A 23,245-nucleotide genomic window follows, 5' to 3' on the forward strand; every position below is an offset into this window, starting at 1 on the left:
GTCACTTCCGAAACATCATGATGGTTAAGCCGTTTTTTGTTACTGCTTTTAGCGTGTCACTATCAGTTAACTCACCAAGATTGAAAGCGTCGTACAGTTCGTTAATGGCTTTCTGCTTTCGCTCTTCTTTCTTGCGCTTATCCCATTGCTTCCAGATGATGCTAGCCAGCCATTCGCCTGTTTTAAACATGATGTACAGGTAACCTGCAACAGCTAAGCCTACATTCAGGTAATCAGTCATAGTGGCTTCTCCGGCGCGGCGGCCAGCTGCCTGATTATTAATTTAATATCCTCAATCCTGTCATCATCAGCTGAGTCAATCGTGTCAATTCTGTCCAGCATCACCAATGCTGCATTGGCAGGGTCGCTGCTTGTCCAACCATCCGGTATCTCCGGAGAGTTCAACTGTGGGGTGGTGTAAACGATGCGGCGGCGGGTGTGGTCGTATTGGTTATAAAATCCTTTATCGCAGTCATACCAAACCCATTCAATGCCGCCGTTAAAGTCGGTACCTATCCCTGACTGATACTGATAAACAGGCTCAGCCCTCTTTGCAGCTAACGCGATTCGGGCTAGTGAAAGCAGTAATCGAGGACTTACAGGAAACTCATCGCTGGTTGGCGTGTTGTGAATCTCCTGCTGGCAGGTACTTATAATTTCTTCAATCTCTTCTACAGTGAAACTATCTAATGCTTTCATGGCTTTACCACTCCCGTAATTCTTTCACGCCAAGACAGTCGCGCTGGCTTCTGTATAAATTCACTATCTGAAATTTGGATAACCTTGACGGCACATTCATCGAATGGACGCTGGCGCTGGTCTTTCAGATAGGCTGCTTCTTTGGCGGCTTGCGTCATGTCTTGCGCCTCGATTTCGTGAACCGTGAAACCGTTGCTATGTACATGCCAGCCATGAATTACTGCGATGAACCTACTCATTCACTCTCTCCCTTGATTTATTGATAATCCCATTCAATATCTGCATTATCATCAAAGTTGATTCTGATAACCCCAAATCCACCGCATGAACGACAAACGACTGCATCACCATCATAAAAAACATTATCGATGTCGCTATCTGTGTGTACCGTCTTTTTAATACCGTTGCATTGATAGCAGTCGGTCATTTTTGTAGTATCTACGCTATGCATATAATTTCCTCTTTAAGACTTTCAATCACCCTTGATTCGAATACCGGCAGCCCTGATTGATTTTGAACAGGCTGACCTCATGCATTTTGCGGCCTCAGCAAACCCTTGATACCAATCAGCGTTAGACCCTAGAACTGGCAATTCAGGTAACTCCACCGAAATGCTTTCGCGCGCAGATTTCCAGATTCTAAAGCCCCACCCCATTGCGCAACTGCTTCTCAATTCAGCTTGTTCTGGAGCGTTCCACCAAGCTTCAAAGTCAGACTGCGATTTAGTTATGTCCATCATGATTTCCTCGTCATGTTCAGCTTGGCGCGCAGCTCGGCAATGTGATCCAGTGCCTTCTCGTTGCTGACCGGGATGTGAAGTTTAGGAATTTGCACTACCGGCGCGGGGATCGGCTCACCAGACTCAATGCGTTTCGACATGTCAGCCAGCTCTTTCCCGCAGCGTTTCCGTAAATCCTGCTCAGATAACCCCTGCACTCGCTGTTGTGAGTAAAGCTTTGTGACCATCCAGTAGGCCGGATTGCTGGGCCAAGGGAATGCTTCGGCACTGCTGAACATGTCACGACGCTTGGCATAGTCCATCACCATGTCGTAAAGATCATCTGCATCGGGCAGCCCAGCGGCGCGGGTGGCACCCTGCTTACACCATGCAATGAATTGACCAGGTGACGGGAGGAACGGCGTGGACTGCTGACGAGCAATCTTCATACCGACATCAACTTGATCCATGTTGGTAATGCCGTTTTCTATGAATGCCAACACCCACTGGCGACGTAGCTCGTTCAGGTCGCGTTGGTCTTTGATGCTAGTCATCAGCGCTGGAAATGCAGCCTTCAACTGGCGAAATAGCTCGTTGAATATATCCGCGGCCTGCTCTGGCACCTGCTGCTTTGGCTTATCAGCGGCGTACATCTGCTGCAATGATTGACCATCACGGTTCTGGATGGCTGTGACGACATTTCTCATACCGATACCCCGTTTATCCAGTCAGTGTTATCAAAATCAATAACAGGCTTACCAGTGGCGGTGCCTGATTGCTGCTTCTTGCGCTTGATGTCCAGCTTGTCCCACTTCTCGCGTAGCGTTGACGGGCAAAGCACATTGCCACACCAGAAACTATCCTGAGTGGCCCACTTGAAGAGCACACACATATCTCGGTGATTCCTGCCATCCCTTTCCCGCATCAGTCGGATGCTATTGGCCCAGCCAGCAAAAGACGGCTTTTTAGCATCGGGAGCAATCATCAGTACGGCGCTGAACATCCACTCAGCCGCTCTAAGGTCATCAGCAGTTCCCCAATTTTTACCACTTTGGATTGCAGCATCAGGACGAACCACAGGAAGCTTCTTAGGTGGGGAGTCAGGGGATTCGTTAGAATTCTCTGACGTAAAGGGTTTTATATTATTGTTATTACCTTCTTGTTCATGATGTGCGGGTTTAAGTGCGGCGTTATGTGCGGCACCACCCTCTAAAGCCGCGCCGTTACTGGCTTCACCATGTGCGGGTTTAAGTGCGGCATTATGTGCGGGTAAATTGTCTATTTTTTCGGCATATTCAGCGTAATTTAGGATGGTGATTACCGTCCCTTTTCGCTTCTCTCCACCCGTTGCAATCATCCCTTCTTTGACGAAAAAGGAGAGCATCCTGCCCACCGCATCACGGCTTGTTGGCTTACCTTCTCTATCGCACAGAGATAGCCCTAAATCAGCCGCTGTCGTGACCAGTTGACCGGCTTGAAGATTCCATTGGTGACCTTTGAAATTAACCGTACGGGGCTTTCTTTGAGCACCCAATAACAGGTCCTCCCAGAGAGTCCGCAGGAAAACATCTTTGTGCCAAGGTTTCTTCTTGATGCTTCGGTACAACGGGACATAACCAAGCTTCTGGTTCTCCATCCTGTTGCTCCTGAGTTCCCCCTGTATTTGCTCGGGAAATAATAAGATTGTCGCTGTATTCATTTGGCCTCCACCTCGTATTCAGTGAAGTAGCCACGGCACATATCACTGAAACGAGATTCAGTAACGACGTGGATTTTTTTGCCTTTTTTTGTTTTTCCATCAGGGTTAATCATGTCGCAGGTATATAAAATTCTTCGCAACCATTTACCCGGCATATCAACCACACCAAGGACATTGAGAACACGGCGGCCTTCAGCATCAGCTATGTAATAATTAGCGTACCGAGCTTCATCATCCTGCTCTTCGTGCTTATGGCAGCCTCCAATCCAAATAATTTCCATTTCACCGCTGTATTCGCCGTAATAGGAATTAACTTTCTTAAACGGATAAACAGTATCGAACACGTCACCAACCTTAAATTTTGGTGGTGACTCCTTACTGTTTACTGATCCAGTGTTTTGCATTATTATTACCTCAGAAGTTAAGTGTTATCTGTTCTGCTGAATCCCTGCCTTGCCGCGGGGATTTTTGCTTTTGCGGGTTAATCAACAACCGCATCATTCGAAGTGTCGTTGCTATCTCCCTTGCTTCATTCCCTGCTATTGCCAGAATGTTTTCAGGCTTCTCAATCTCAGCAAACTCCAGCAACCGGCAGAACTTGCTCAACATGCTGTCCTTGCCTGATATCCAGCGGCTTATCTGGCACCGGTCAACACCTACGTGCCTAGCGGCTTCCAGTTGGCCCTTGCTGCTGATGCCATTCATAACCTGTACTTCCAATTCAATTGCGTTAGTGCGTTTCTGTGCACTTTCCATTGCGTACTCTTCCCTTGTTAGATGTTGTTACGTGACAAAGCTGTGAGCTTGTCACTTTGGTAGTGTTATTTTTTGCGCACCATTGACAGTCAACCTTGACCACGCCGGGCACCCGACCGTATACCGGGTCGTTCGGTTACTAAGTTGTTTGTTAAGCTGCTTGTTCTGGGTGTTTAAACAGGTGTGGCAAGTCAGGTCGAATCTGATAGTCCTCAATAGCACCACCAGTTGCTTTAACTAATGCATCAACGTTTTCAGGCGCTACTTTTGCCTTGTTGTGCAGCCACTTCTGAACGGCTGACTGGCTTACTCCGCACGCTCTTGCTAGTTCCTTTTGAGTACCAACAATGGCGATAGCGGTTTTAATAATTTGGTTCATAAAACTACCTCCGTTGTAATTAGAGATAAATATATAACCATAGTTGTTTTATTGCAAGCAAATGGTTGTTTGACGCGTGATTACTACGGTTGTATTTTCGCGAGATGAAAATGGAACTAGCAGAACGATTGAAGAAGGCGAGGAAGGCCGCAAAACTAACTCAAGTACAGCTTGGTGAGCGTGCTGGAGTTACACAGGCGGCGATTCAGAAAATTGAAGCGGGCAAGGTCGAAAAGACTGGCTACCTCGTTGCGCTGGCTAATGCCCTGAATGTAGATCCTCAGTGGTTATCTGGCGAAGCAAATAATTTAGATAGCAACGCAAAGCCATATAGATCTGACTCTTCTATCCCCCCTGAATCTGAATGGGGAAGTGTTGATGCGTGGGATAGCGATACCCCACTGCCAGATGACGAGGTTTACATTAGGTTTTATAAAGATATAGAACTTGCTGCTGGGCACGGGAAAGAAAATGGCGATGACCATAATGCTTTTCTTTTGCGCTTTTCAAAGGCGACGTTGCGTCGCTATGGGGCTCAAAAAGAAAACGTAGTTTCATTCCCTATACATGGCAACAGCATGCTTCCTGTCATGCCAGAAAAGACAACAGTAACAATTGATACTGGAAATAAAAAGATTGTTGATGGAGGCATTTATGGCATCTGTCAGGATGGACTTTGTCGCTTAAAAATCCTCTATCGCTTACCAGGTAACAAGTTAAGCATCCGAAGTTACAACAAAGATGAGTTTCCTGATGAAGAAGCTGATCTTGGCTCGGTTGAAATTATCGGTCGAGTTATTAACTGGTCGGTAATGGCTTGGTAGCCCTAACCCACTGCTAGCCCATGGATATTTAGCAAATATAAATAAAGGTCTGGTTATGGAAAAAATATCATTTATTTACACCCACGAAATCAGAGAGGGTGATCCAGCCAGGGTGGTTAGGCAACCAGAACCTTGGATTAAAGTCTCAAATATTCCTGGAAGAATTAATCTTGGAATAATTTTTGGGTTATTCATAAGATCCTATAAAACATATAAAATTGTTGTAGATGTCCTCCATGAAGACATTAGTATTATGAATGACACCAAAGACAAGTTATCGGCTGAACCGTTAGTTGCCGCATCCCCTTCAGCTGACGATTATGTGAGCATAGAAAGCATGGCTCTTCTTGGATTGAATGTTAAAAATGAAGGCGCGCATAAGGTGGTTTGTTCCATATATTCCTCCCCAGACCAAATGGAAAATGAGAAAATATTGCATTCAGCTGAGTGTTATTTTTTTGTATCTAAAACGCAGGGAGCGCACTGATGGTTGAAGCTGTCAACATCATAACCAGAGCCCCTGTCATTGCAGATAATCAGGATATGGGCGATAATCGTCAACATGGTAGCGGAAATGGAGGAGGTGATGACATGCTTGAAAGAGTAAAAGATTTAGAAACCAAAGTCGCCACTCTCGTAACTGACGTGGCCATCATCAAAGATAAACTAGCTTCAAAAGAAGACATCCAATCAGTGAAAACTGAGTTACATAAAGAACTTAATAACCAAACTTGGAAAATTATTGGATCTCTTGTTGTAGCTGTTTTGATTGCAGTTTTGTCAAAATATTATATCAAGTAAAATGCTGTCGCTTAGAAACCCGGCCCCGCTGCCGGGTTTTTTGTGCCTGTAATCTGACACTCTCACCACCCTATCCGCTTTAAACACTACTCACCTCACACTTTTCACGCCTGATAGCCAGGTGCGAAGGGTCACGTCTGAATTATTTTCAAATTAAATTCACTTTAAAAACAACCAAATAAAACCAATTACAACTTAATTACAACCATAGTTGTTGACGACAATACAACTATAGTATTAAATTAAGTCCATCAACACGGCAGGACGCCAAAAGTAAGACAGGAAGTTAAAACTCAATCGAGCGCTGAAAAGTGCAAATAACCAAACGAGATAGGTTTGGGGTGAATGCAGAAGATGCCTGTGACAGATGGCACTTTGCGGTAGCGACCGGATTTAGTCACCCGGCTGTGTTCACCACCAAAGCTACTTCAGGAGAACAACATGATTAAGCCGCACACTATCAAAGAAAATTGCCGCAGCCGTCGTGATGCACAACGTAAAGCAAAGCAACAGGCATATGCCAGCGCTAACCCTATGTCAGTTGGTCGCAAGTATCAGGTTGACGCTTATTCCACATCACCCGTTAGACGCGCTGGTTACTCACCTGCCCCGCTACGGATGATTGCCAGAGCAGCGTTTGGTCGAGTTAAGGCGTACAAGATGCAAATTATTCGCGCTTCGTATCTCTTCGAATATGAGTTCAAGCGCAAACCGGTAATTGAGGGCGGATTGTGTTTGCCTGAAGTAGCTAAGTTTGCAGCAGGATTCCGTAACAACCGTAAAGAAGCAACTCATATTGTGGGCTAGCAGTATTTAATTTAGGAGGGAAATTATTATGACCGTAATTCTTGGTGAGCAGTCTATCGGCAGAGTGTATTTTGATGACAACCAGAAGTTTAAAAATCAAATAAACGATTCAGATATCAACCTGATAATCAAAGCATATAAGCACAACCATAAAATGGAAACTTTGTGTTCAAGTATCGGGGCAAGGGATTTCTCACCTACAGAGCTTGCAGCAGCTCATTATTATCGAACGATTAAATCAACACTTGAGCTAGTGCTTCGCCTTATAGCTGATGACGTAAAAGACCATGACGTTGAAGATTTTCTTCAGCAACTCATTCATGACTCACCACCAGATATTTCTCTGATTTTGAAAGAAATAAAAATTAAAGAATAGTTATAGAAGCCCACCACATAGTTAAGGGGTAAGAGAATGAAAACTGAATTAGGCATAAAGGTCGATATTGATGTTAAGCGAATCAAGACGTGCATCAAAGTGAGAGATACATTTACCGCCGATGTGATTGATGCTGATGGGAAAGTTATTCGAACATTAGAAAGTGAATATGTCCCTGATTGCTTCCCTGGAAACCACTACGGCGATTATCTCGAGCTTGATATCGATATTGAAACGGGGCAAATACTGAACTGGAAGAAGCCTATGCAAGCTGAATTAAGTCAGTTGGTGGGTGAATATGAAGAAGATTAACGAGGTCGCATAACGCGGCCTTTTTTATTGGCGGGTAAATGAGGAATGAATGATGAGTTCACTTGATGAACAGCGAATTGACTCAATGCTGAGAATACTGCGTGAGATGAAAACTGACATGAAGCGTAGCAGCAAGATAGGCGCAATTGATTATCGTGACTCAACACCAAGGCAATGCCAGAAGCGAAAGGCTGATGCTGACTGGATTGGCATGGCGCAAATTAAGCGCCGTCATGAGTTACACGCCTTAGCAGTTGAGCTTGGATTTGCAGAGCGTCGCGAACACTACTCGACCTTTGAGCTTACAGACGGCTGGCACCGCTATAACCACACACCACGCGAGCCAAATTAGTGACCTTACCCCTGCCACTTAACCGGTGGCAGCAATAAGACCACTAGATGAGGTGATGTATGGCATGTAAATGTTTTGATGAAGTTAGCGCGAAAATGAAAGTGCATATCTTGGAGCGTCGGGGTAATGACGTGGCCGAGGTTGCAGAAAGCGGCTTTGCGCATAGCGCTCTGGTTTTTGCTGAGGGTGATTTTTGTAGCGTCAGGCTGCCGTACACCTTCCGCTTCTATAAGCGTAAGAAGAACGGCGAGTTAGAGCAGCGTCTCACTAATGGTGATAGCAGCGTATCCATGAATTACTGCCCATTCTGCGGTACTAAGTTCGAAGGTAAAGCGGCTACATCGCAACAGTAACCGAGTAACTCCCCCCCCCCATCAATCCCCAGAGTAAATAACTGACAACTGTCGGTGTTTTGCTGTGGGCTAAACACAAGGAAATTAGCATGGCAGACGAAAACACCGGCTTGGTGGTAATTCGAATTACCTACTAATTCAAATCAAAGTAATTACAGGAGGGTTGGATGAAGAGGAAATTAATATCTGACATTATTTCAATTGAAGAACTTAACGAATTGCTTTCATACAACCATGAGAGTGGATTATTTAGCCACAAGACGAACACTACAAGAAAAAGAAAAGGTGAAGTGGCTGGGTTTAATAATAATGGATACATAAGAATAACAGTAAATAGACAGGTAATTGCGGCGCATCGTTTAGCCTGGTTCATTGTCAATAATGAAGACCCTCAAGAGCTCATAGACCACAAAAATGGAATAAAAACAGATAATAGGATATCCAACCTTAGGCTTGCAACATATTCGCAGAACTCCATGAATAGCAAAATAAGCTCTTTGAACTCAACTGGGTTTAAAGGAGTTAGATGGTGTGAGCGTAAAAAAAGATGGATAACGCGAGTAAAAATAAATGGAAAGAAAACTCAACTCGGTAGTTTTACAAATATAAATGATGCCAGTAATGCTTACTGCGAATTCGCTAAAAAGCATCACGGTGAATATTACAGGAATTCATAATGAACATGTGCCTATCTGGGTATCCCGCATCGGGATGCTCTGAGACTTTGCTCGACCGTATATTCCGCAATGCTAAGAACGCAGCTAAGCGGCTTGTTGAGATATTAAACCAGCGAGGTGAGCCATGAATATTGCCAGAGCGCTACAACTTATGGCTGCCCTCGCCATTGATAAGCACGATGACGATTTATTCGAAATGGTATTCAGCCTTTATTACCGGAGGTTGTTATGACCAAAAAGGAACTCAGGTGGTGGCATAACCACTGGCTGGTTTGCGCGAAGTCTTGCCGCAAAGCTGGGAGTAGGCGTTCAGCAGCTAATTACCTCACCTGCGCAGCCGCCAAGCGGCGTATTTACCAAATGGATGCATCGGTATCAATTGAGCTTCAGGAGGCCGCATGACGCAGGACGAGCGATTTTACGCAGCACTCGAATCAGTTGCATGGACTCGACTGATAGCGGACCCGAGATTCACGGATGAAATGGCACAGATAGAAGCCAATGCAGATCATCGCACAAGTCAGCAGCAACAAAGAATTCAGGAGGCACGTGATGACCGCTGTTTATAAAGCAATTGCAGCCGTGGCAAAGGATTTGTCAGAGATTGGTATCGCCAAGGACAGCCGGAACGCTCAGCAAGGTTTTCAGTTTCGAGGTATTGACGCTGTGTATAACGCGCTATCTCCCTCACTGGTGCGTAATGGGCTGGTTATTTTACCCCGTATAACTGAGCGAACGGTTTCGGAAAGGGTTACTCAGAAAGGCGGCGTTCTTTTTTATGTTGTGGTTAAAGCTGAGTTTGATTTTGTAAGCGTTGAAGATGGCAGCATTCACACGGTTGTGACCTTTGGTGAAGCGATGGATAGCGGGGACAAGGCCACTAATAAGGCAATGTCTATAGCATACAAATACGCCGCGTTTCAGGCGTTCTGTATCCCAACCGAAGAAACTGCGGCCGACCCTGATGCTGAAATTCATCACCCAGCCCCCCGAACTCCAGACCAAATACTTGCTGATTTCACCTCACAGGCAAGCAACTGTCAGTCACTGGATGAACTACAGGGGATTTACACGCCAGCATGGAATGCGCTGGCCGGCTCTGCTGCGCACCAGGAGAAGTGCGTCGAAGTGTATAAGCATCGCGGTTCAGAACTCAAACCTAAGAAGGCGGCGTAATGGGACACACAATAACTATCAAGCTACAGAAACCGGCAAGGGAGTTTGCCGCTGGTGATTCCATAGGATTTGGAATCCGTGGCGGGGTTCGCTACTACGACAGGAAGTCGCAGAAAAACGAATTCACCAACTACCAGGCTGTGATTTTTGCCAAGGAAGGCAAACAAGCGGAGTTTTACAGGGAGGTGCTCATGGAGGGCGCTATCGTTGAGGTGTTCGGGGAAAGCATCAAAGTCGATGCTTACGATGGTCAAAACGGACAGTCCATCACCCTTGAATTGAACAATGCCAGGTTAGGGTTTATCGAAGCTGGCAATAAGCAGGGAAAGCCGCAGCAGCAAGAATCAGGGAAGAGTTCAACGCCGCAAAATCAGCAATGGGGTCAGCAACATGCACAGGGGCAACAGCAGGCGGCACACCAAAGCAGCGAACCACCAATGGACTTCGATGATGACATCCCCTTCTGACCAATAGCCACAGCAGGTAACCACCATGCAGCCAGAACAAATACTGGCCTGCCTCCGCGCCCATCCAGATGCATACATAACCTCATTCCACCGGTCAATTGGCAGCGTGGGGCGTGGGCGTTTGTCTGGTGGTGCAACTGGCGGGTGTACGTTGAATTATAAGGACTCATTCTACAAGGGATTGGGTGAGGGATTCGAAACGGTATCGGTACACATTCCCCTGACGTATGTGCTTAACATGCGCCACTTGCTCACGGAAGAGCACTGGGAGGCTAAAGAGCTTTCAGCTAAAGGAATTATATACCGACTCAAGCCAGAGCATATGCCAGCCAACCCTACTCCGTTCTGCTCGACTCAGGAAGAGTTGTTGGCACGGCGCCAAGAATGCCTGCGACTGCTTTCGGCAGCCTAATCCCCCACCCCATTACCGGCAGTCAATCTGCTGAGGAAACAGTTATGTCTGAAAATACTGATTATGAAACGTTAAAAGCTGAGCGCGATGCGGCACTCAATGCTTGTTCACTGATTGCTGAGGCTTTGGGTATTACCGGCGCGGTAGCAGGTGACACTATTGCGCGGGTGCAACAGTTGGTTGCTGAGAGTGCGGCGCTGAGGTCGGGCAAAACATACTTCAGCTACGGGGTTGATTCTGGTTATGAAGAACACTCAACAGCAGAGAAAGCACAAGAAGCGGCTGAAGCTGATATTGATTATCACCGTGGTGATGCTTGCGACGGCTGGTCTGATGAGGTTGATCAGGTTGTGTGGGGTGTAGTAATTGAACGCTCAACTCAGACCGGACTTCGCAAGCGTACTGAAGAGGATAGCTGTGATAAATCCATTGATGAAATCTGCGACTACGCCTTGCTCCCTGAAGTCGAAACCCCTGCCACCACTCAGGCGCTTAACGAGATAAAGGCTCAGGGTGTGGATGAGTTTGCGGCGGAAATGGAAAGCATCACTGATATTGACTCCCTTGGTAAAACCAGAAAAAGAATCGCTCACCGATTTATTACGCTGGCAACTAAGTTCGCCGCCAGCCTGAGGGGTGAACATGAAATCAAATCGTGAAGCAAAGCGGCTGCTTGGCATGTTCACTAACGACGCTCAACGCATATCAAATCGTGGTTGGTTGGTATTTGGCGCCAACTATCCTCACGTCTGGATACACCGCAAGCCATCTGCCAGCCAGAACCGTGCTAAAAAACGGGCCGAGGAAGTCGAATATGCAGAATGCGTCTGCGGAGAGTGGGGCGAGGTTAATTTTGATGGTCGCCTTTATTACTGCGGCGGCTCACCACGATGCTGCCCATAAGGAACAACTGATGAATAACATCGAAGAGTTGAAGCCCTGCCCATTCTGTGGTGGTAAAGCTCATTTATTAACAAGTAATGGAAGCTTTCTAGTTGAGTGCTCAGCCTGCCTGACTGATTTCCTCAATGGCCCCGTAGGTATTGGATGGTATCGCAGTGAAAAGGATGCTGCCGCCGACTGGAATGACAGACCTAGTGAACGTGCACTGATAGCCCAACTGGAAGCGGCACAGAAAGAGCGTGACGCCTTGAAAGTGTGGAAGAAAATCGCCGCTGGAAGATATGAAAATCTGCAAGAAATCAAATCTCAACTTGAGAAAGCAGAAGCAGCGTTATCAGCGGCAAACGAGATAATTTCCAGTCTAAGGAGTGGTAGGAATGAGCGGTAATAAACTACCCATTAAATGGAATGACTATTTCACCTATGACCCAGATGAAGGATTGTTACGATGGAAAGTAAAACTATCAAACAGAACAAAAATTGGTGCCAATGCTGGGTCAATTGGCAGTCATGGTTACCAGCAGTTGATGATTTTTTGGAAAAAGACGCCTAGCGCATAGGGTCATATGGGAAATGCTTAATGGTGAAATTAGTTACGGGATGCAAATAGACCACATCGACCATAACCGATTAAACAATAAGATTGAAAATTTAAGGCTGGTTACCGATCTACAAAACCATCGAAACCTAAGTATGCCACCCAAAAATAGCAGCGGAGCAATGGGTGTAAGCTGGAGAAAATCAAGAAATAAATGGGTCGCAAGCATAAGGGTAAATAATAAACTGAAGCATCTTGGCAGTTTCGAAAATATAAATGAAGCCATTGAGGCTAGAAAACATGCTGAAAAATTTCTTGGGTTTCATCCAAACCATGGCGCTCCACGTTCAATTGAGCTGGTAGAGGGGAATGCAGATGCTGAGTAAAGAGCAGTTAGGTAATCCCGATAATTCACATCGGGAGTTGTGGGCTGATATACCTGGATTTGATGGAGCATATGTCGTGTCAAATAAAGGGAATGTAAAATCAGTAAGAACTGGAAAGGTGATGACTAAAAGCTTTGCTGGAGGCGGTTATCACTATGTCACCTTATCGAAAAACGGGAAAGGGAAGGGAAAGTCAGTCCATAGATTGGTTGCTACCTGCTTCTGCGAGATAAATGGAACGGAAGTTAATCATATAAATGGAGATAAAACAGATAATAGGGCTGAAAATCTTGAGTGGGTAACCAGGTCAGCTAATGTAAATCACAGCCTATATACCCTAGGAAATATAGTAAGGCCTGTTATTGCAACTAATTTGAAAACGGGAAAAGAAACTCATTATGCATCTATGGCAGATGCAGTGAAAGATGGATTCCATACTAACGGTATAGGGCAGTGCTGCAAAGGGAAGCATCTTCAGCACCTCGGACACTCGTTTAGGTATTCAAACCAGGCGAAACCCGTTTCAATCCCTACTGGCTTCACAATAGTTCCAATAGAACTAATTCAGGACCTCAGGGATGAAGCGTATCAATCAATAACTAAATATTGTGAGGCATGGGAAGGTCGAAGAGACAGCGAATGTGAGAGGCTAAAAAAAGTGCTCGCTGATGCAGATACCGCACTTGAAGCCAAGCCAGCGGAGGACTAATGCTAATCGGCTTTGTTCTTCTCATTACTTCCTGCTTTAACGATAGTTGCAAGGCCCTACCAGTCACAGAAGACATCTACCCTACTCAATCCGAATGTTTGCAAATATCAACGCTGATTAAAGAGCGCAGGCCAGACGTTGTGCTCATGTGCAGCGAAGTGTATCGGTAACTCGTTTTAACCCCACCACGGAACTCTCAGTAAACGGATTTCACTATCTGGAGTTCAATATGAGCGACTCATTCGAAAAGTGGCTCAACGAGCCAATCGGTCCTAACGGTGAACAACGCCGCTACGTCCTCAGCATACCCCGTCAACACTTCGCTAAAACCGTATGGACAGATTGCGAGAAAGCAATCAAAGGGAAACGGACTTCATCTAAATAACCTGGAGATTCCCTATGAAAACTCACGACCTGAAAATCAGGCCGGAATTCTTTGCGCCCGTTCGTCAGGGAGTGAAGACCGCTGAAATCCGGCTGAATGACCGCAACTTCCAAGTGGGAGATTTGCTTGAGCTCAATGAATGGAACTCAGGGCATTTCACTGGCGCTTTTGTCGTAAGAGAAATTACTCACGTTGCTGATATAAGCGAGTTTAAGCCGGGTTATGTGCTGTTGAGCATGATCCCATTCGGAATGGCGGAGGTGGCCTGATGGACGATATAAGCGAACTAATTCTGACTATTGGCCGCGCGCCGGATGACGGACGTGACCACAAAGACTGCTACCTGTGGGGCATGAAAATAAAGCAGCGACTACGAACCGGCGATAAATCAAAGAGACCGGTACCGCAGCAAGTTGTCCCGCCAACGCCAGTTAAAACAGTGAAGTCAGTGAAAGCGAAAGTGAGAAAGATAATGGAGGCGGCATGAGTAGAGGAACGATTATTTGCCTGTGCGACCTGACAGGAATTATGGCAGGACCGTGGGTAGCGGCTGGGTATGATGCAATTTTAATTGACCCGCAGCACATTGAGAAAAGTAACCAAGCGGGAATGCGAAAGTGGCCAGACACAGTTCTGACAGCAGCCAGCGCATTGGGTAATGTTATCAGGAATGAGGACGTTGTGTTTGTTGCCGGCTTCCCACCGTGCACTGATGTTGCTGTAAGTGGTGCCGCTCACTTCGAAAAGAAACGCAATGCGGATACTCATTTTCAGGCTAAGGCCGCACTTGTTGCGGAACAATGCCGAATGATTGGTGAAATAACTGGAGCACCGTGGTTCTTCGAAAATCCAGTAAGTGTTTTCAGTGGCATATTTGGAAAGCCTAATTTCATTTTCAATCCAAGTGATTACGGCGGTTATCTGCCAGAACATGATGTTCACCCAACCTATCCAGACTACATCGCTCCACGCGATGCATATCCAAAGAAAACCTGTTTATGGGCAGGGGGGGGATTTGTGATGCCGGATAAGTTGCCAGTTCCAGTGCCTGAAGGTTATTCAACTCAGCATCTAAAGCTGGGCGGTAAGTCAGAGCGTGTGAAGAACATTCGAAGCGCCACACCTCGCGGTTTCGCTGAAGCAGTTTTCCAGGCTAATGCGCCGCATCTGAAAGCGTTAAGAGAGGCGGCATGAGTGAGATTAAGCATCCGGCAATACGTTACCACGGCGGAAAGTTCAGATTGGCACCCTGGGTTATCAGTCACTTCCCAGCCCATACGCATTATGTAGAACCGTTCGGAGGCGCGGCGTCTGTATTGCTGAGGAAAGAGCGAAGCTATGCAGAGGTCTATAACGATTTGGATGGCGACGTGGTTAATCTCTTTGTCGTTCTGCGCGATATGACATTGCGTGAATGCCTCATAGAGTCATTGATTCTTACCCCCTACTCTCGCAATGAATTTACCGATGCATACGGCGAAGCAGAAACGATGGTCGAGAAGGCGCGGAAATTAGTCATCAGGGCAACAATGGGATTTGGTTCTGCCGGCGCAACAAAGGGAACGACCGGTTTTCGCCTGGATACAAAACGCAGTTCGGCAACCGCACAGCACCTTTGGGCGAGGATGCCTGAAAACTTGGCAGCAGTTGGCCAGAGATTCGAAGGTGTCCTGGTAGAGAATCGTGATGCAGTCCAATGCATGTTAGACCACGACACAGTTTCAACGCTTCACTTTGTTGACCCGCCATATGTCCATGATACCCGCGTGATTTCATCCAGATATTACCGCCATGAAATGGACAATAACGCTCATTTAAACCTACTCGATACCGTCAACAAGCTTGAGGGGATGGTCGTGCTTAGCGGCTACAACACGGATATGTATAACGACATTCTTACCGGCTGGCAGAAGCAAGAGAAACAATCATCAGCAGCCGGACGGAAAGGCTCAGTTAAGCGTCTTGAGTGCCTGTGGCTGAGTCCTAATGTTTTGTCTGGGAGTAAAGCAGCATGAAGCGACTCAAATTATCAACAGAGATATTAGTGGTGATAATTCTCACCCTATTCTCTATGTGCATGATTATCTATGTGATTGGTGATGCGCTGAAGGGAGTTCACTGATGAGAGATAAATACACTTGCGCGGTGTGTAAGGCTGAATTTGATAGCAATGACACATATGAGTATCGAGGGTTTTATAGCTGCGATGAACACTTTGATGAGCTTCAAGAAAGGGTTGACGGTAAGCGTCAGAGAATCATTGATGACTTCGACGCAAAATCAAAGCCACTGCGCGGGTTAGATATAAGTCCTGATTCAGTCATCGGCAGAGCTAACCGTGAAATATTGAAGGGTCCGATTGAAGTGTGCAGCAAAGAGACGACGATAGAGAAAGAATATTCAAACGGGATGCTTTGATAAGGATTTGCCGTGACTCCTGAAGAGAGACAGAACGCGATCCAATCCACCGCAAGAAACTGTAACAACGAAATTAAAACCACACTCGCCGCTCTGCCGGCTAACACAAATAAAGACTCCATCACCCGCCCTATCATCCTGCGCCACTACGAAAAGCTAAAGCCACTTGGCTACAAGCTGGCTTGGCTTCTTTTCGCTATCGGCGTGCTGAATGGTCAGTTTAAGTGGAATGGGTGATGGGGTTTCTCAGGAGGCCCATATGCAAGAGGTCGAGGAATTTCTAAAGGTTAAAGAATACGCCGCGATCATAAGGGTTTCAGCCGGAACCATTTACAGAAATCCACTAAAATTTCACATGTTTAAAGTTGGTGCTTGTTGGAGGGCTAACTCTGACAGTCTTAAAAAGTTTGAACAACAGGCCGCAAATGACAACAATGTTATCCGGCTGGCTGTTGTAGGCGGTAAGGAGAAGAAACGATGCCGATCTACAAAAGAGGTAAAACGTACTGGATCGATGTCTCAGCGCCAGACGGAACGAGAATTAGACGCTCTGCTGGCACCGAGGAAAAAGCAAAGGCTCAGCAGCTCCACGACAAGATAAAGCATGAGTTGTGGGCGGTAGAAAATCTGGATAAGCGCCCAGAAAAGTTATTTGAGGATTTGGTAATACTGGCTTTGCGTGATGCTGAGGGACAATCAAGCTTTCACATTAAGCAGATATACGCCCGTTACTGGCTTAGTGTTTTTGGTGGGAGGGTTATCTCTTCGATATCCGGCGAGGAAATAACAGACAATCTGCCAACGCATAACTTGATGACCAGAAGGCGCCTGGCTAACGCAACCAGAAACCGGTACCGATCATTCATCATGCGAGGGTTCTCACTGGCAGATAAAAGCGGGTGGCTGAACAGGCAACCATATGTTCAGTCTCTGCGTGAGCCGAAGGTGAGGATCCGCTGGATAGAAAAGAGTGAGGCTAAGTGCCTTATCGACAATCTGCGCCATGACTGGATGAAGCATGTGTGTTCATTCGCATTACTTACTGGGGCTAGACTTGGGGAGATCCTTTCGCTGAAGTGGAAGGATGTTGATTTGGGCCGTAGGGTTGCCGTCATCACAGCGGATAATGCCAAGTCTGGAAGAGCAAGGCCGTTACCGCTTAACGATGATGCTGTAGCCATCATGAGGAAAATACCGGTTGATAATGAATTTGTATTTTCTGCTGACGGGGCCAGAGAGGGATATATCAACAGGACCGACTTTGACCGGGCCATGTTGCTATCAGGAATTGAAGATTTCAGGTTCCATGACCTTCGCCATACATGGGCAAGTTGGCATGTTCAGAGCGGAACGCCGATCATGGTACTGAAAGAATTGGGAGGATGGGAGAAGCTTGAAATGGTAAATAAATACGCTCACCTGAGTGGTGAACATTTAAGCAAATTCAGTGGCATTGTCACATTTCTGGCACACGACGCTGGAAGTGGTGAAAACGCCAACCGAATTTCGCTTGTAAGTTAATGAAGTTAAAGTAAATTTCCGTTAACCATTAATCGCTAATCAGCAACAACATTAGAGAAACAGTCTAATGTTGTTATTGCCGGATCACACAATATGTGTGACCTAAAATTTACGGGTTAACCGTCTCTTGCGGTGCCCGTGGATTACGGCTGATAAACATCGCATCGCCGTAACTGAAAAAGCGGTATTGTTCTGCCACCGCTTGCTGGTATGCATTCATGGTATTTTTATACCCAGCGAAAGCAGACACCAACATTATTAATGTTGATTCAGGTAAATGGAAGTTGGTCACTAAGGCATCCACAACCTGATAATGATAACCCGGGTAGATAAAGATACGGGTGTCACCAAAGAAGGGTGCAATCAGGCTGTTCTCTGCCGCCTTAGCAGCACTTTCCAATGAGCGTACCGAGGTGGTCCCAACCGCCACGACACGATTGCCACGCGCCTTACAAGCCAAAACAGCAGCTACCACATCTTGAGGTACCTCTGCATATTCGGAATGCATGATGTGCTCTTCAATGGTGTCTACACGCACGGGTTGGAACGTCCCCGCGCCGACATGTAGCGTAACGAAAGCCATCTCAATGCCTTTCTCGCGCAGTGCGGCCAGCATTGGCTCATCAAAATGTAAACCGGCCGTTGGTGCGGCTACTGCCCCTGGGCGCTCACTGTAGACTGTTTGGTACAATTCACGGTCAGCATCTTCATCAGGGCGGTCAATATAAGGAGGCAAAGGCATATGGCCGACGGCATTTAGGATAGTAAAAACATCCCGCTCATCGTCAAAACGCAGCTCGAACAAGGTGTCATGGCGTGCCAACATCGTGGCTCGAATACTTTCGTCATCGCCCAACAGCAGCTCAGCACCCGGTTTAGGTGCTTTGGAGGCTTTTACATGGGCCAGTACACGATGATCGTCCAAAACACGTTCTACTAATACTTCAAGCTTACCGCCACTGGCTTTACGGCCAAACAAGCGCGCTGGAATAACGCGGGTATTGTTAAATACCAGCAGATCGCCGGGCGTCAGTTTATCCAGCAAATCGGTGAAAATTCCGTGCGTTAACGTTCCCGTCGGGCCATCCAGTGACAGTAAGCGGCAACCGCTACGCTGGGGCTGGGGATAATGGGCAATCAGAGATTCCGGCAGCTCAAAAGAAAAATCGGCAACACGCATAGCTTTCCACTTGATATCAGAACAGACCCGGCTCACGAGTATGATTGGAGCCGGTTCACAAAAACAGGCCGCTAGTCTAGAGCCCTCAAGGGCTGGCTGCAAGAAATAAGGACAATTGGTGGTCATTTGCTATAGCCAAAATAATTGTCGTCGCAGCCAGGCAGTAAATGAACGCATCTCGATAAGCTGACGCCCACCAGTGATTCAGTTGGCAAATCTGCCAGATGCGGATTTGAGCACGGCTTACAGTAGCTCCGCAGAGGTGGGCCAGGGAATTGACCGCGTAATGACGGCAGCTAACACCGCTGCAACTTCAAGTAAGAAGGGATATACTTTGCAGATGAATTTTCTCGCTCACCTCCATTTAGCCACACTGGCTGACAGTTCCCTACTGGGCAATCTGCTGGCAGATTTCGTCCGTGGTAATCCACAGGATGAATATGCCCCTGAGATTGTGGCTGGGATTATGATGCATCGCCGCGTTGATGTCATGACCGACGCGCAGCCGCTGGTCAAAGAAGCACGTCGCTATTTTAGTGCTGATTACCGCCGAGTTGCCCCTATCACTTTGGATGTGCTGTGGGATCATTTTCTGGCACGTAATTGGGATAAACTGGTGCCGGACTACACGCTGCCCGGGTTTATCCAGCATGCGCAAAGCCAGATTGTGCCCCATCTACCACAGACACCCGCGCGCTTTCAGCACCTTAATGCCTATCTGTGGCGGGAGCGTTGGCTGGAGCGCTATGCTGAACTACCCTTTATAGCTGATGTGTTACAAGGTATGGCTAATCGGCGGCCCAAACTGGCAGCACTTGCTGGCTCTTTTCAGGATATAGAACAACACTATCAGCCGTTAGAACAACTGTTTTGGGCGTTTTATCCTGCCATGATGTTGCAGGCACAACGCCAACAAATCTAGCTTAAAACATCTTTATTTGTATGGTTATTACTACTAAGTCACTTGCGCTTTCTGCCAGAATGGGTATCTTAGCAAGACTACGAAACTAAAAACGTCGTAACGATAGGTAAAAGCTATCACAGCGATTGGTATTTATCCCTTTATTCATTGCGCTTAAATACCTATGCTGTGCCGATACTTTTAAGACAACTGGTTAATCCATCCCTATTAACAGGAGTAATTTATGGTTCTGGTAACTCGTCAAGCCCCTGATTTTACAGCAGCTGCTGTTCTTGGTAGCGGCGAAATCGTTGAAAACTTCAACCTGAAAAAACACCTGAACGGCCGCCCTGCCGTCCTGTTCTTCTGGCCAATGGACTTCACTTTCGTTTGTCCTTCAGAGTTGATCGCTTTCGACCACCGTTACGAAGAATTCCAGAAACGTGGCGTTGAAGTTGTTGGTGTTTCTTTTGACTCTGAGTTTGTGCACAACGCATGGCGTAAAACCCCCGTTGATAAAGGCGGCATTGGTGAAGTTAAATACCCAATGGTTGCTGATACCAAACGTGAAATTCAGAAAGCCTACGGCATTGAACACCCAGAAGCTGGCGTTGCATTGCGCGGTTCATTCCTGATCGACAAAAATGGTATTGTTCGCAGCCAAATCGTTAACGACCTGCCAATCGGCCGTAACATCGACGAAATGATCCGTACTGTTGATGCACTGCAATTCCACGAAGAACACGGCGAAGTTTGCCCTGCTCAGTGGGAGAAAGGTAAAGCAGGTATGGGTGCATCACCAGATGGCGTAGCTAAATACCTGTCTGAAAACGCCTCTAAACTGTAATAACAGTTTATGCCGCCCCTGATTTACTCGGGGGTATCAAGCCAGTCAGTTCACCCTGACTGGCTTTTTTTATGCTGATATAAAACCAAACGACGACATACCAACAATACTGATATATCCCCAAAGTAATTGGAGTTGCAGCTAGGCGGCAAACGAGTAAATCCCGATGAGCTTACATAAGTAAGTGATTCGGGTGAACGAGAGCAGCTAACAACGCTGTAATTTCAAGTAAGAAGGGGATATTTTTGTGGCATATTCAGCCTCCTTGCCTTGCCTTTCAGCAGGTAAGAAGCTACCGTAATGTTGTTCGGCATTAGGGAGCCTCGTATTGATTAACCTCAGTACGGGGCTTTTTCCTATCTGCTTTATGACAACAACTGTTTTTACCAAGGCACTTACAGCACTGGTTCAAACAATGCCCAAAGCAGACAGCTTCAAGCACCCGCCGCAGAGTCTATATAATAATCTTTTCCATTCCCAGCTTATCAAGCTCGTAAATACTTATTTATTTTCAATAAGTTATTTTTATTTATCTTGGCGCCTTTCAAGCATAAATCAACCTATCTGCCAGACAACAACTGACAAACTCTCCTTTCGCCGCCAATTAATTAGCAGCCATAAACATTAATTCTGCTATTAATTATTACTGGTGTGTTTTTTTGCACACGCCATAAGCAGCGCTTTTAAGCTGCCAGACAAAAATGATCAGGTCATCCCTGGCGGGCAGGAACTAACAGGAGTCAGAATGTTGTTAAAAAAATGGAACAAACCCTTGGCTGTATTGGCTTTACTGGTCAGTGGTACACTGCATGCGGCCTCTACACCGGCGGTGGAAGCAAAACATGGCATGGTGGTGACCTCGCAATATCTCGCTTCACAAGTGGGAACTGATATTTTAAAAATGGGCGGCAATGCCGTTGATGCCGCAGTGGCGGTGGGATATGCACAGGCTGTTGTAAATCCATGCTGTGGCAATATCGGTGGGGGTGGTTTTATGACCATTCACCTTGCCGATGGAACTGACACATTTATCAACTTCCGTGAAACTGCACCAGCGGCTGCCAGCGCCGATATGTATTTAGATAAAGAGGGAAAAGTCACTAAAGATGCCAGCTTGTATGGTTATCTGGCAGCCGGCGTCCCTGGTACGGTATTGGGAATGGATAGCGCGCAGAATAAATACGGTAAATTGACGCGCCAGCAAGTGATGGCTCCGGCGATCAAACTGGCCCGTGAGGGCTTTGTACTGACGCGTGCCGATACTGACATTCTGGACACTACCGTCAAACGTTTCCGCCAAGACCCTGAATCCGCGCGTATTTTCTTGCGCAAAGATGGTGAAGCACTGCAACCGGGGGATCGTTTAGTTCAGGCTGATCTGGCTGAAACCCTTAGCGCAATCTCAGAGCAAGGGCCGGATGCCTTCTATCAGGGCAAAATACCGCAAGCAGTAGAGGCGGCGGCGAAAAAAGGTGGCGGTATTTTGACAGCCGCTGATTTCGCCAACTATAAAATCACTGAAACTGCACCGATAACCTGTAGTTATCGCGGTTATAAATTTGTTTCCTCACCACCACCCAGCTCCGGTGGGGTGACATTATGTGAAACTCTGAATGTGCTGGAAGGCTATGACCTGAAAAGCATGGGCTTCAATTCCGCGGCTTACATCCATACCCTGACAGAAGCTATGCGCCATGCTTATATGGACCGTAATACCTTCCTCGGTGACCCCGAGTTTGTTAAGAATCCGATTGATCGCCTGTTGAGCAAAAGCTACGCCGCCGATATCCGCAAGCAAATCGTTGCCAACAAAGCGACTCCCTCGGTAGAAGTACAACCGGGGATGCAACCCCATGAAAAACCAGAAACCACCCACTACTCTATCGTCGATAATGAAGGTAATGCGGTCTCCACGACCTACACGGTTAACGGCCGCTTTGGTGCTGTGGTGATTGCCCCGGGTACTGGCTTCTTCCTGAATGATGAAATGGATGATTTCACCGTCAAAGTGGGCGAGCAAAACCTGTATGGTTTAGTACAGGGGGCAACCAACTCCATCGCCCCCGGTAAGCGCCCACTATCGTCTATGAGCCCAACATTAGTGACCAAAGACGGTAAGACATTTATGGTGTTAGGCTCTCCGGGTGGCTCCCGAATTATCACCATCACCCTGCAAACAGCCCTCAATGTCATTGACCATGGCATGGCACCACAAGAGGCGGTAGATGCACCACGCATCCATCACCAATGGCTACCTGATGAGGTATATTACGAACAACGTGGCGTATCCGCAGATAGTCTTAATCTGCTAAAAACCATGGGATATAAGATGGTCGAACAGAACCCATGGGGTGCAGCCGAGCTGATTCTAGTGGGTTTGGCCGGAGTGGAGGGTGTCAGCCCGGCCAACTCGGGGAATGACTCGGCAGTTTCCGGCAAAGTTCGTGAAGGCTACCTGTACGGCGCTAACGATGTCCGTCGCCCAGCAGGTGCCGCCATCGGTTACTGATAGCTATACCCGTCATACTTCAAGCTGCATGTGCGTTGGCTGCTCTCAATCCCCAGAATCACTTACTCCAGTAAGCTCATCGGGACTCATTCGCTTGCCGCCTTCCTGCAACTCGAATTATTTAGGCTATATAGATATTG

The 23,245-nt window shown here is 46.8% G+C and carries 41 protein-coding genes; 30 read left to right on the top strand and 11 right to left on the bottom strand.

The genetic code is table 11. The annotated features are described in order from the left end of the window. Nucleotide 1 precedes the first annotated feature (1 nt). From V1956_RS20210 to V1956_RS20255, 10 genes are all read right to left on the bottom strand, one after another. Nucleotides 2–241, bottom strand: a complete 240-nt coding sequence (locus V1956_RS20210; RefSeq protein WP_057532851.1) for a DUF4752 family protein — start codon at nucleotides 239–241, stop codon at nucleotides 2–4. Then, complete coding sequence (locus V1956_RS20215) at nucleotides 238–699, bottom strand: hypothetical protein (RefSeq protein ID WP_442825579.1); 462 nt, start codon at nucleotides 697–699, stop codon at nucleotides 238–240. Before V1956_RS20215 ends, V1956_RS20210 begins: the two co-directional genes overlap by 4 nt. Further along, nucleotides 696–938: a hypothetical protein gene (locus tag V1956_RS20220; RefSeq protein WP_408562817.1), complete on the bottom strand. Its 243-nt coding sequence runs from the start codon at nucleotides 936–938 to the stop codon at nucleotides 696–698. The genes V1956_RS20215 and V1956_RS20220 overlap by 4 nt, the downstream gene beginning before the upstream one ends. A gap of 17 nt (nucleotides 939–955) precedes the next feature. Continuing rightward, complete coding sequence (locus tag V1956_RS20225) at nucleotides 956–1,150, bottom strand: hypothetical protein (protein ID WP_420072425.1); 195 nt, start codon at nucleotides 1,148–1,150, stop codon at nucleotides 956–958. Between the two features lie 21 nt (nucleotides 1,151–1,171). Continuing rightward, entirely contained in the window at nucleotides 1,172–1,438 is a 267-nt protein-coding gene (locus V1956_RS20230; RefSeq protein ID WP_442825580.1) for a hypothetical protein, read from the bottom strand. Further along, the gene (locus V1956_RS20235) at nucleotides 1,435–2,124 is read right to left on the bottom strand and encodes a replication protein P (RefSeq protein WP_442825581.1); all 690 of its coding nucleotides are present in this window, start codon (nucleotides 2,122–2,124) and stop codon (nucleotides 1,435–1,437) included. Before V1956_RS20235 ends, V1956_RS20230 begins: the two co-directional genes overlap by 4 nt. Next, the gene (locus V1956_RS20240; RefSeq protein ID WP_442825582.1) at nucleotides 2,121–3,053 is read right to left on the bottom strand and encodes a replication protein; all 933 of its coding nucleotides are present in this window, start codon (nucleotides 3,051–3,053) and stop codon (nucleotides 2,121–2,123) included. Before V1956_RS20240 ends, V1956_RS20235 begins: the two co-directional genes overlap by 4 nt. Nucleotides 3,054–3,112: 59 nt before the next feature. Continuing rightward, nucleotides 3,113–3,520 (bottom strand): hypothetical protein, encoded by a 408-nt coding sequence (locus V1956_RS20245; RefSeq protein ID WP_442825583.1) that lies wholly within the window; start codon nucleotides 3,518–3,520, stop codon nucleotides 3,113–3,115. 10 nt (nucleotides 3,521–3,530) lie between these two features. Beyond that, entirely contained in the window at nucleotides 3,531–3,872 is a 342-nt protein-coding gene (locus tag V1956_RS20250; protein WP_442825584.1) for a CII family transcriptional regulator, read from the bottom strand. Nucleotides 3,873–4,023: 151 nt separating this feature from the next. Then, nucleotides 4,024–4,251, bottom strand: a complete 228-nt coding sequence (locus V1956_RS20255) for a transcriptional regulator (RefSeq protein WP_050322422.1) — start codon at nucleotides 4,249–4,251, stop codon at nucleotides 4,024–4,026. Nucleotides 4,252–4,355: 104 nt separating this feature from the next. Here V1956_RS20255 and V1956_RS20260 point away from each other — a divergent pair, with 104 nt between their 5' ends. The 27 genes from V1956_RS20260 to V1956_RS20390 all read left to right on the top strand — a co-directional run bounded on the left by V1956_RS20260 (nucleotide 4,356) and on the right by V1956_RS20390 (nucleotide 17,668). Beyond that, nucleotides 4,356–5,075: an XRE family transcriptional regulator gene (locus V1956_RS20260; RefSeq protein ID WP_186371971.1), complete on the top strand. Its 720-nt coding sequence runs from the start codon at nucleotides 4,356–4,358 to the stop codon at nucleotides 5,073–5,075. A gap of 55 nt (nucleotides 5,076–5,130) precedes the next feature. Beyond that, nucleotides 5,131–5,562, top strand: coding sequence for a hypothetical protein (locus V1956_RS20265; RefSeq protein WP_442825322.1), 432 nt, complete (start codon nucleotides 5,131–5,133; stop codon nucleotides 5,560–5,562). Further along, nucleotides 5,562–5,876: a hypothetical protein gene (locus V1956_RS20270; RefSeq protein ID WP_240442743.1), complete on the top strand. Its 315-nt coding sequence runs from the start codon at nucleotides 5,562–5,564 to the stop codon at nucleotides 5,874–5,876. Before V1956_RS20265 ends, V1956_RS20270 begins: the two co-directional genes overlap by 1 nt. A gap of 441 nt (nucleotides 5,877–6,317) precedes the next feature. Further along, nucleotides 6,318–6,683: a hypothetical protein gene (locus tag V1956_RS20275; protein ID WP_442825585.1), complete on the top strand. Its 366-nt coding sequence runs from the start codon at nucleotides 6,318–6,320 to the stop codon at nucleotides 6,681–6,683. Between the two features lie 28 nt (nucleotides 6,684–6,711). After that, nucleotides 6,712–7,059 carry a hypothetical protein gene (locus tag V1956_RS20280; RefSeq protein WP_442825586.1) on the top strand — a complete coding sequence of 116 codons (348 nt, stop codon included), beginning with the start codon at nucleotides 6,712–6,714 and terminating at the stop codon, nucleotides 7,057–7,059. 36 nt (nucleotides 7,060–7,095) lie between these two features. Next, a complete protein-coding gene (locus tag V1956_RS20285; protein ID WP_442825324.1) occupies nucleotides 7,096–7,371 on the top strand; it encodes a hypothetical protein in 276 nt (91 codons plus the stop codon). A 49-nt stretch (nucleotides 7,372–7,420) separates the two neighbouring features. Next, nucleotides 7,421–7,723 (top strand): regulator, encoded by a 303-nt coding sequence (locus V1956_RS20290; RefSeq protein WP_442825325.1) that lies wholly within the window; start codon nucleotides 7,421–7,423, stop codon nucleotides 7,721–7,723. Between the two features lie 59 nt (nucleotides 7,724–7,782). Continuing rightward, nucleotides 7,783–8,076, top strand: a complete 294-nt coding sequence (locus tag V1956_RS20295) for a hypothetical protein (protein WP_442825587.1) — start codon at nucleotides 7,783–7,785, stop codon at nucleotides 8,074–8,076. Between the two features lie 167 nt (nucleotides 8,077–8,243). After that, complete coding sequence (locus tag V1956_RS20300; RefSeq protein ID WP_442825588.1) at nucleotides 8,244–8,753, top strand: HNH endonuclease; 510 nt, start codon at nucleotides 8,244–8,246, stop codon at nucleotides 8,751–8,753. Nucleotides 8,754–8,758: 5 nt separating this feature from the next. Beyond that, nucleotides 8,759–8,881, top strand: coding sequence for a protease FtsH-inhibitory lysogeny factor CIII (locus V1956_RS20305; RefSeq protein ID WP_442825836.1), 123 nt, complete (start codon nucleotides 8,759–8,761; stop codon nucleotides 8,879–8,881). Nucleotides 8,882–9,305: 424 nt separating this feature from the next. Next, nucleotides 9,306–9,929, top strand: coding sequence for an ERF family protein (locus V1956_RS20310; protein WP_442825589.1), 624 nt, complete (start codon nucleotides 9,306–9,308; stop codon nucleotides 9,927–9,929). After that, nucleotides 9,929–10,396 (top strand): hypothetical protein, encoded by a 468-nt coding sequence (locus V1956_RS20315; protein ID WP_442825590.1) that lies wholly within the window; start codon nucleotides 9,929–9,931, stop codon nucleotides 10,394–10,396. The genes V1956_RS20310 and V1956_RS20315 overlap by 1 nt, the downstream gene beginning before the upstream one ends. A gap of 25 nt (nucleotides 10,397–10,421) precedes the next feature. Next, complete coding sequence (locus V1956_RS20320; RefSeq protein WP_442825591.1) at nucleotides 10,422–10,808, top strand: hypothetical protein; 387 nt, start codon at nucleotides 10,422–10,424, stop codon at nucleotides 10,806–10,808. Nucleotides 10,809–10,852: 44 nt separating this feature from the next. After that, the gene (locus tag V1956_RS20325; RefSeq protein WP_442825592.1) at nucleotides 10,853–11,467 is read left to right on the top strand and encodes a hypothetical protein; all 615 of its coding nucleotides are present in this window, start codon (nucleotides 10,853–10,855) and stop codon (nucleotides 11,465–11,467) included. After that, nucleotides 11,451–11,711: a hypothetical protein gene (locus V1956_RS20330; protein ID WP_442825593.1), complete on the top strand. Its 261-nt coding sequence runs from the start codon at nucleotides 11,451–11,453 to the stop codon at nucleotides 11,709–11,711. Before V1956_RS20325 ends, V1956_RS20330 begins: the two co-directional genes overlap by 17 nt. A 10-nt stretch (nucleotides 11,712–11,721) precedes the next feature. Continuing rightward, complete coding sequence (locus V1956_RS20335; RefSeq protein ID WP_442825594.1) at nucleotides 11,722–12,099, top strand: Lar family restriction alleviation protein; 378 nt, start codon at nucleotides 11,722–11,724, stop codon at nucleotides 12,097–12,099. Next, nucleotides 12,089–12,271 (top strand): hypothetical protein, encoded by a 183-nt coding sequence (locus V1956_RS20340; protein ID WP_442825595.1) that lies wholly within the window; start codon nucleotides 12,089–12,091, stop codon nucleotides 12,269–12,271. The genes V1956_RS20335 and V1956_RS20340 overlap by 11 nt, the downstream gene beginning before the upstream one ends. A gap of 13 nt (nucleotides 12,272–12,284) precedes the next feature. After that, entirely contained in the window at nucleotides 12,285–12,635 is a 351-nt protein-coding gene (locus V1956_RS20345) for an HNH endonuclease (RefSeq protein ID WP_442825596.1), read from the top strand. Then, nucleotides 12,625–13,344: an NUMOD4 motif-containing HNH endonuclease gene (locus tag V1956_RS20350; RefSeq protein ID WP_442825597.1), complete on the top strand. Its 720-nt coding sequence runs from the start codon at nucleotides 12,625–12,627 to the stop codon at nucleotides 13,342–13,344. The genes V1956_RS20345 and V1956_RS20350 overlap by 11 nt, the downstream gene beginning before the upstream one ends. 229 nt (nucleotides 13,345–13,573) lie before the next feature. Then, nucleotides 13,574–13,729, top strand: a complete 156-nt coding sequence (locus V1956_RS20355) for a hypothetical protein (protein ID WP_155412594.1) — start codon at nucleotides 13,574–13,576, stop codon at nucleotides 13,727–13,729. 14 nt (nucleotides 13,730–13,743) lie between these two features. Next, the gene (locus V1956_RS20360) at nucleotides 13,744–13,998 is read left to right on the top strand and encodes a DUF3850 domain-containing protein (protein WP_057631432.1); all 255 of its coding nucleotides are present in this window, start codon (nucleotides 13,744–13,746) and stop codon (nucleotides 13,996–13,998) included. Next, the gene (locus V1956_RS20365; protein ID WP_442825598.1) at nucleotides 13,998–14,216 is read left to right on the top strand and encodes a hypothetical protein; all 219 of its coding nucleotides are present in this window, start codon (nucleotides 13,998–14,000) and stop codon (nucleotides 14,214–14,216) included. The genes V1956_RS20360 and V1956_RS20365 overlap by 1 nt, the downstream gene beginning before the upstream one ends. Further along, nucleotides 14,213–14,923 carry a dcm methylase gene (locus V1956_RS20370; RefSeq protein ID WP_442825332.1) on the top strand — a complete coding sequence of 237 codons (711 nt, stop codon included), beginning with the start codon at nucleotides 14,213–14,215 and terminating at the stop codon, nucleotides 14,921–14,923. The genes V1956_RS20365 and V1956_RS20370 overlap by 4 nt, the downstream gene beginning before the upstream one ends. Further along, nucleotides 14,920–15,744 carry a DNA adenine methylase gene (locus V1956_RS20375; protein ID WP_442825333.1) on the top strand — a complete coding sequence of 275 codons (825 nt, stop codon included), beginning with the start codon at nucleotides 14,920–14,922 and terminating at the stop codon, nucleotides 15,742–15,744. Before V1956_RS20370 ends, V1956_RS20375 begins: the two co-directional genes overlap by 4 nt. A gap of 106 nt (nucleotides 15,745–15,850) precedes the next feature. Then, entirely contained in the window at nucleotides 15,851–16,147 is a 297-nt protein-coding gene (locus tag V1956_RS20380) for a hypothetical protein (RefSeq protein WP_442825599.1), read from the top strand. Nucleotides 16,148–16,159: 12 nt separating this feature from the next. Further along, the gene (locus V1956_RS20385; RefSeq protein ID WP_442825600.1) at nucleotides 16,160–16,384 is read left to right on the top strand and encodes a hypothetical protein; all 225 of its coding nucleotides are present in this window, start codon (nucleotides 16,160–16,162) and stop codon (nucleotides 16,382–16,384) included. Nucleotides 16,385–16,624: 240 nt separating this feature from the next. Beyond that, nucleotides 16,625–17,668, top strand: a complete 1,044-nt coding sequence (locus V1956_RS20390) for a tyrosine-type recombinase/integrase (RefSeq protein ID WP_442825601.1) — start codon at nucleotides 16,625–16,627, stop codon at nucleotides 17,666–17,668. 109 nt (nucleotides 17,669–17,777) lie between these two features. Here the strand turns inward: V1956_RS20390 and queA are convergent, their stop codons facing one another. Then, complete coding sequence (gene queA, locus V1956_RS20395; protein ID WP_420072183.1) at nucleotides 17,778–18,848, bottom strand: tRNA preQ1(34) S-adenosylmethionine ribosyltransferase-isomerase QueA; 1,071 nt, start codon at nucleotides 18,846–18,848, stop codon at nucleotides 17,778–17,780. Nucleotides 18,849–19,188: 340 nt separating this feature from the next. Here queA and V1956_RS20400 point away from each other — a divergent pair, with 340 nt between their 5' ends. The 3 genes from V1956_RS20400 to ggt all read left to right on the top strand — a co-directional run bounded on the left by V1956_RS20400 (nucleotide 19,189) and on the right by ggt (nucleotide 23,105). Then, nucleotides 19,189–19,770: an acyl carrier protein phosphodiesterase gene (locus V1956_RS20400; protein WP_372559838.1), complete on the top strand. Its 582-nt coding sequence runs from the start codon at nucleotides 19,189–19,191 to the stop codon at nucleotides 19,768–19,770. A gap of 223 nt (nucleotides 19,771–19,993) precedes the next feature. Further along, entirely contained in the window at nucleotides 19,994–20,596 is a 603-nt protein-coding gene (locus V1956_RS20405; RefSeq protein WP_372558180.1) for a peroxiredoxin C, read from the top strand. 745 nt (nucleotides 20,597–21,341) lie between these two features. After that, nucleotides 21,342–23,105, top strand: coding sequence for a gamma-glutamyltransferase (gene ggt, locus V1956_RS20410; RefSeq protein WP_442825602.1), 1,764 nt, complete (start codon nucleotides 21,342–21,344; stop codon nucleotides 23,103–23,105). Nucleotides 23,106–23,245 lie beyond the last annotated feature (140 nt).

Origin of the sequence: Yersinia sp. 2540 StPb PI, assembly GCF_052217165.1 — a bacterium.
Taxonomy (GTDB): Bacteria; Pseudomonadota; Gammaproteobacteria; order Enterobacterales; family Enterobacteriaceae; genus Yersinia; species Yersinia enterocolitica_E.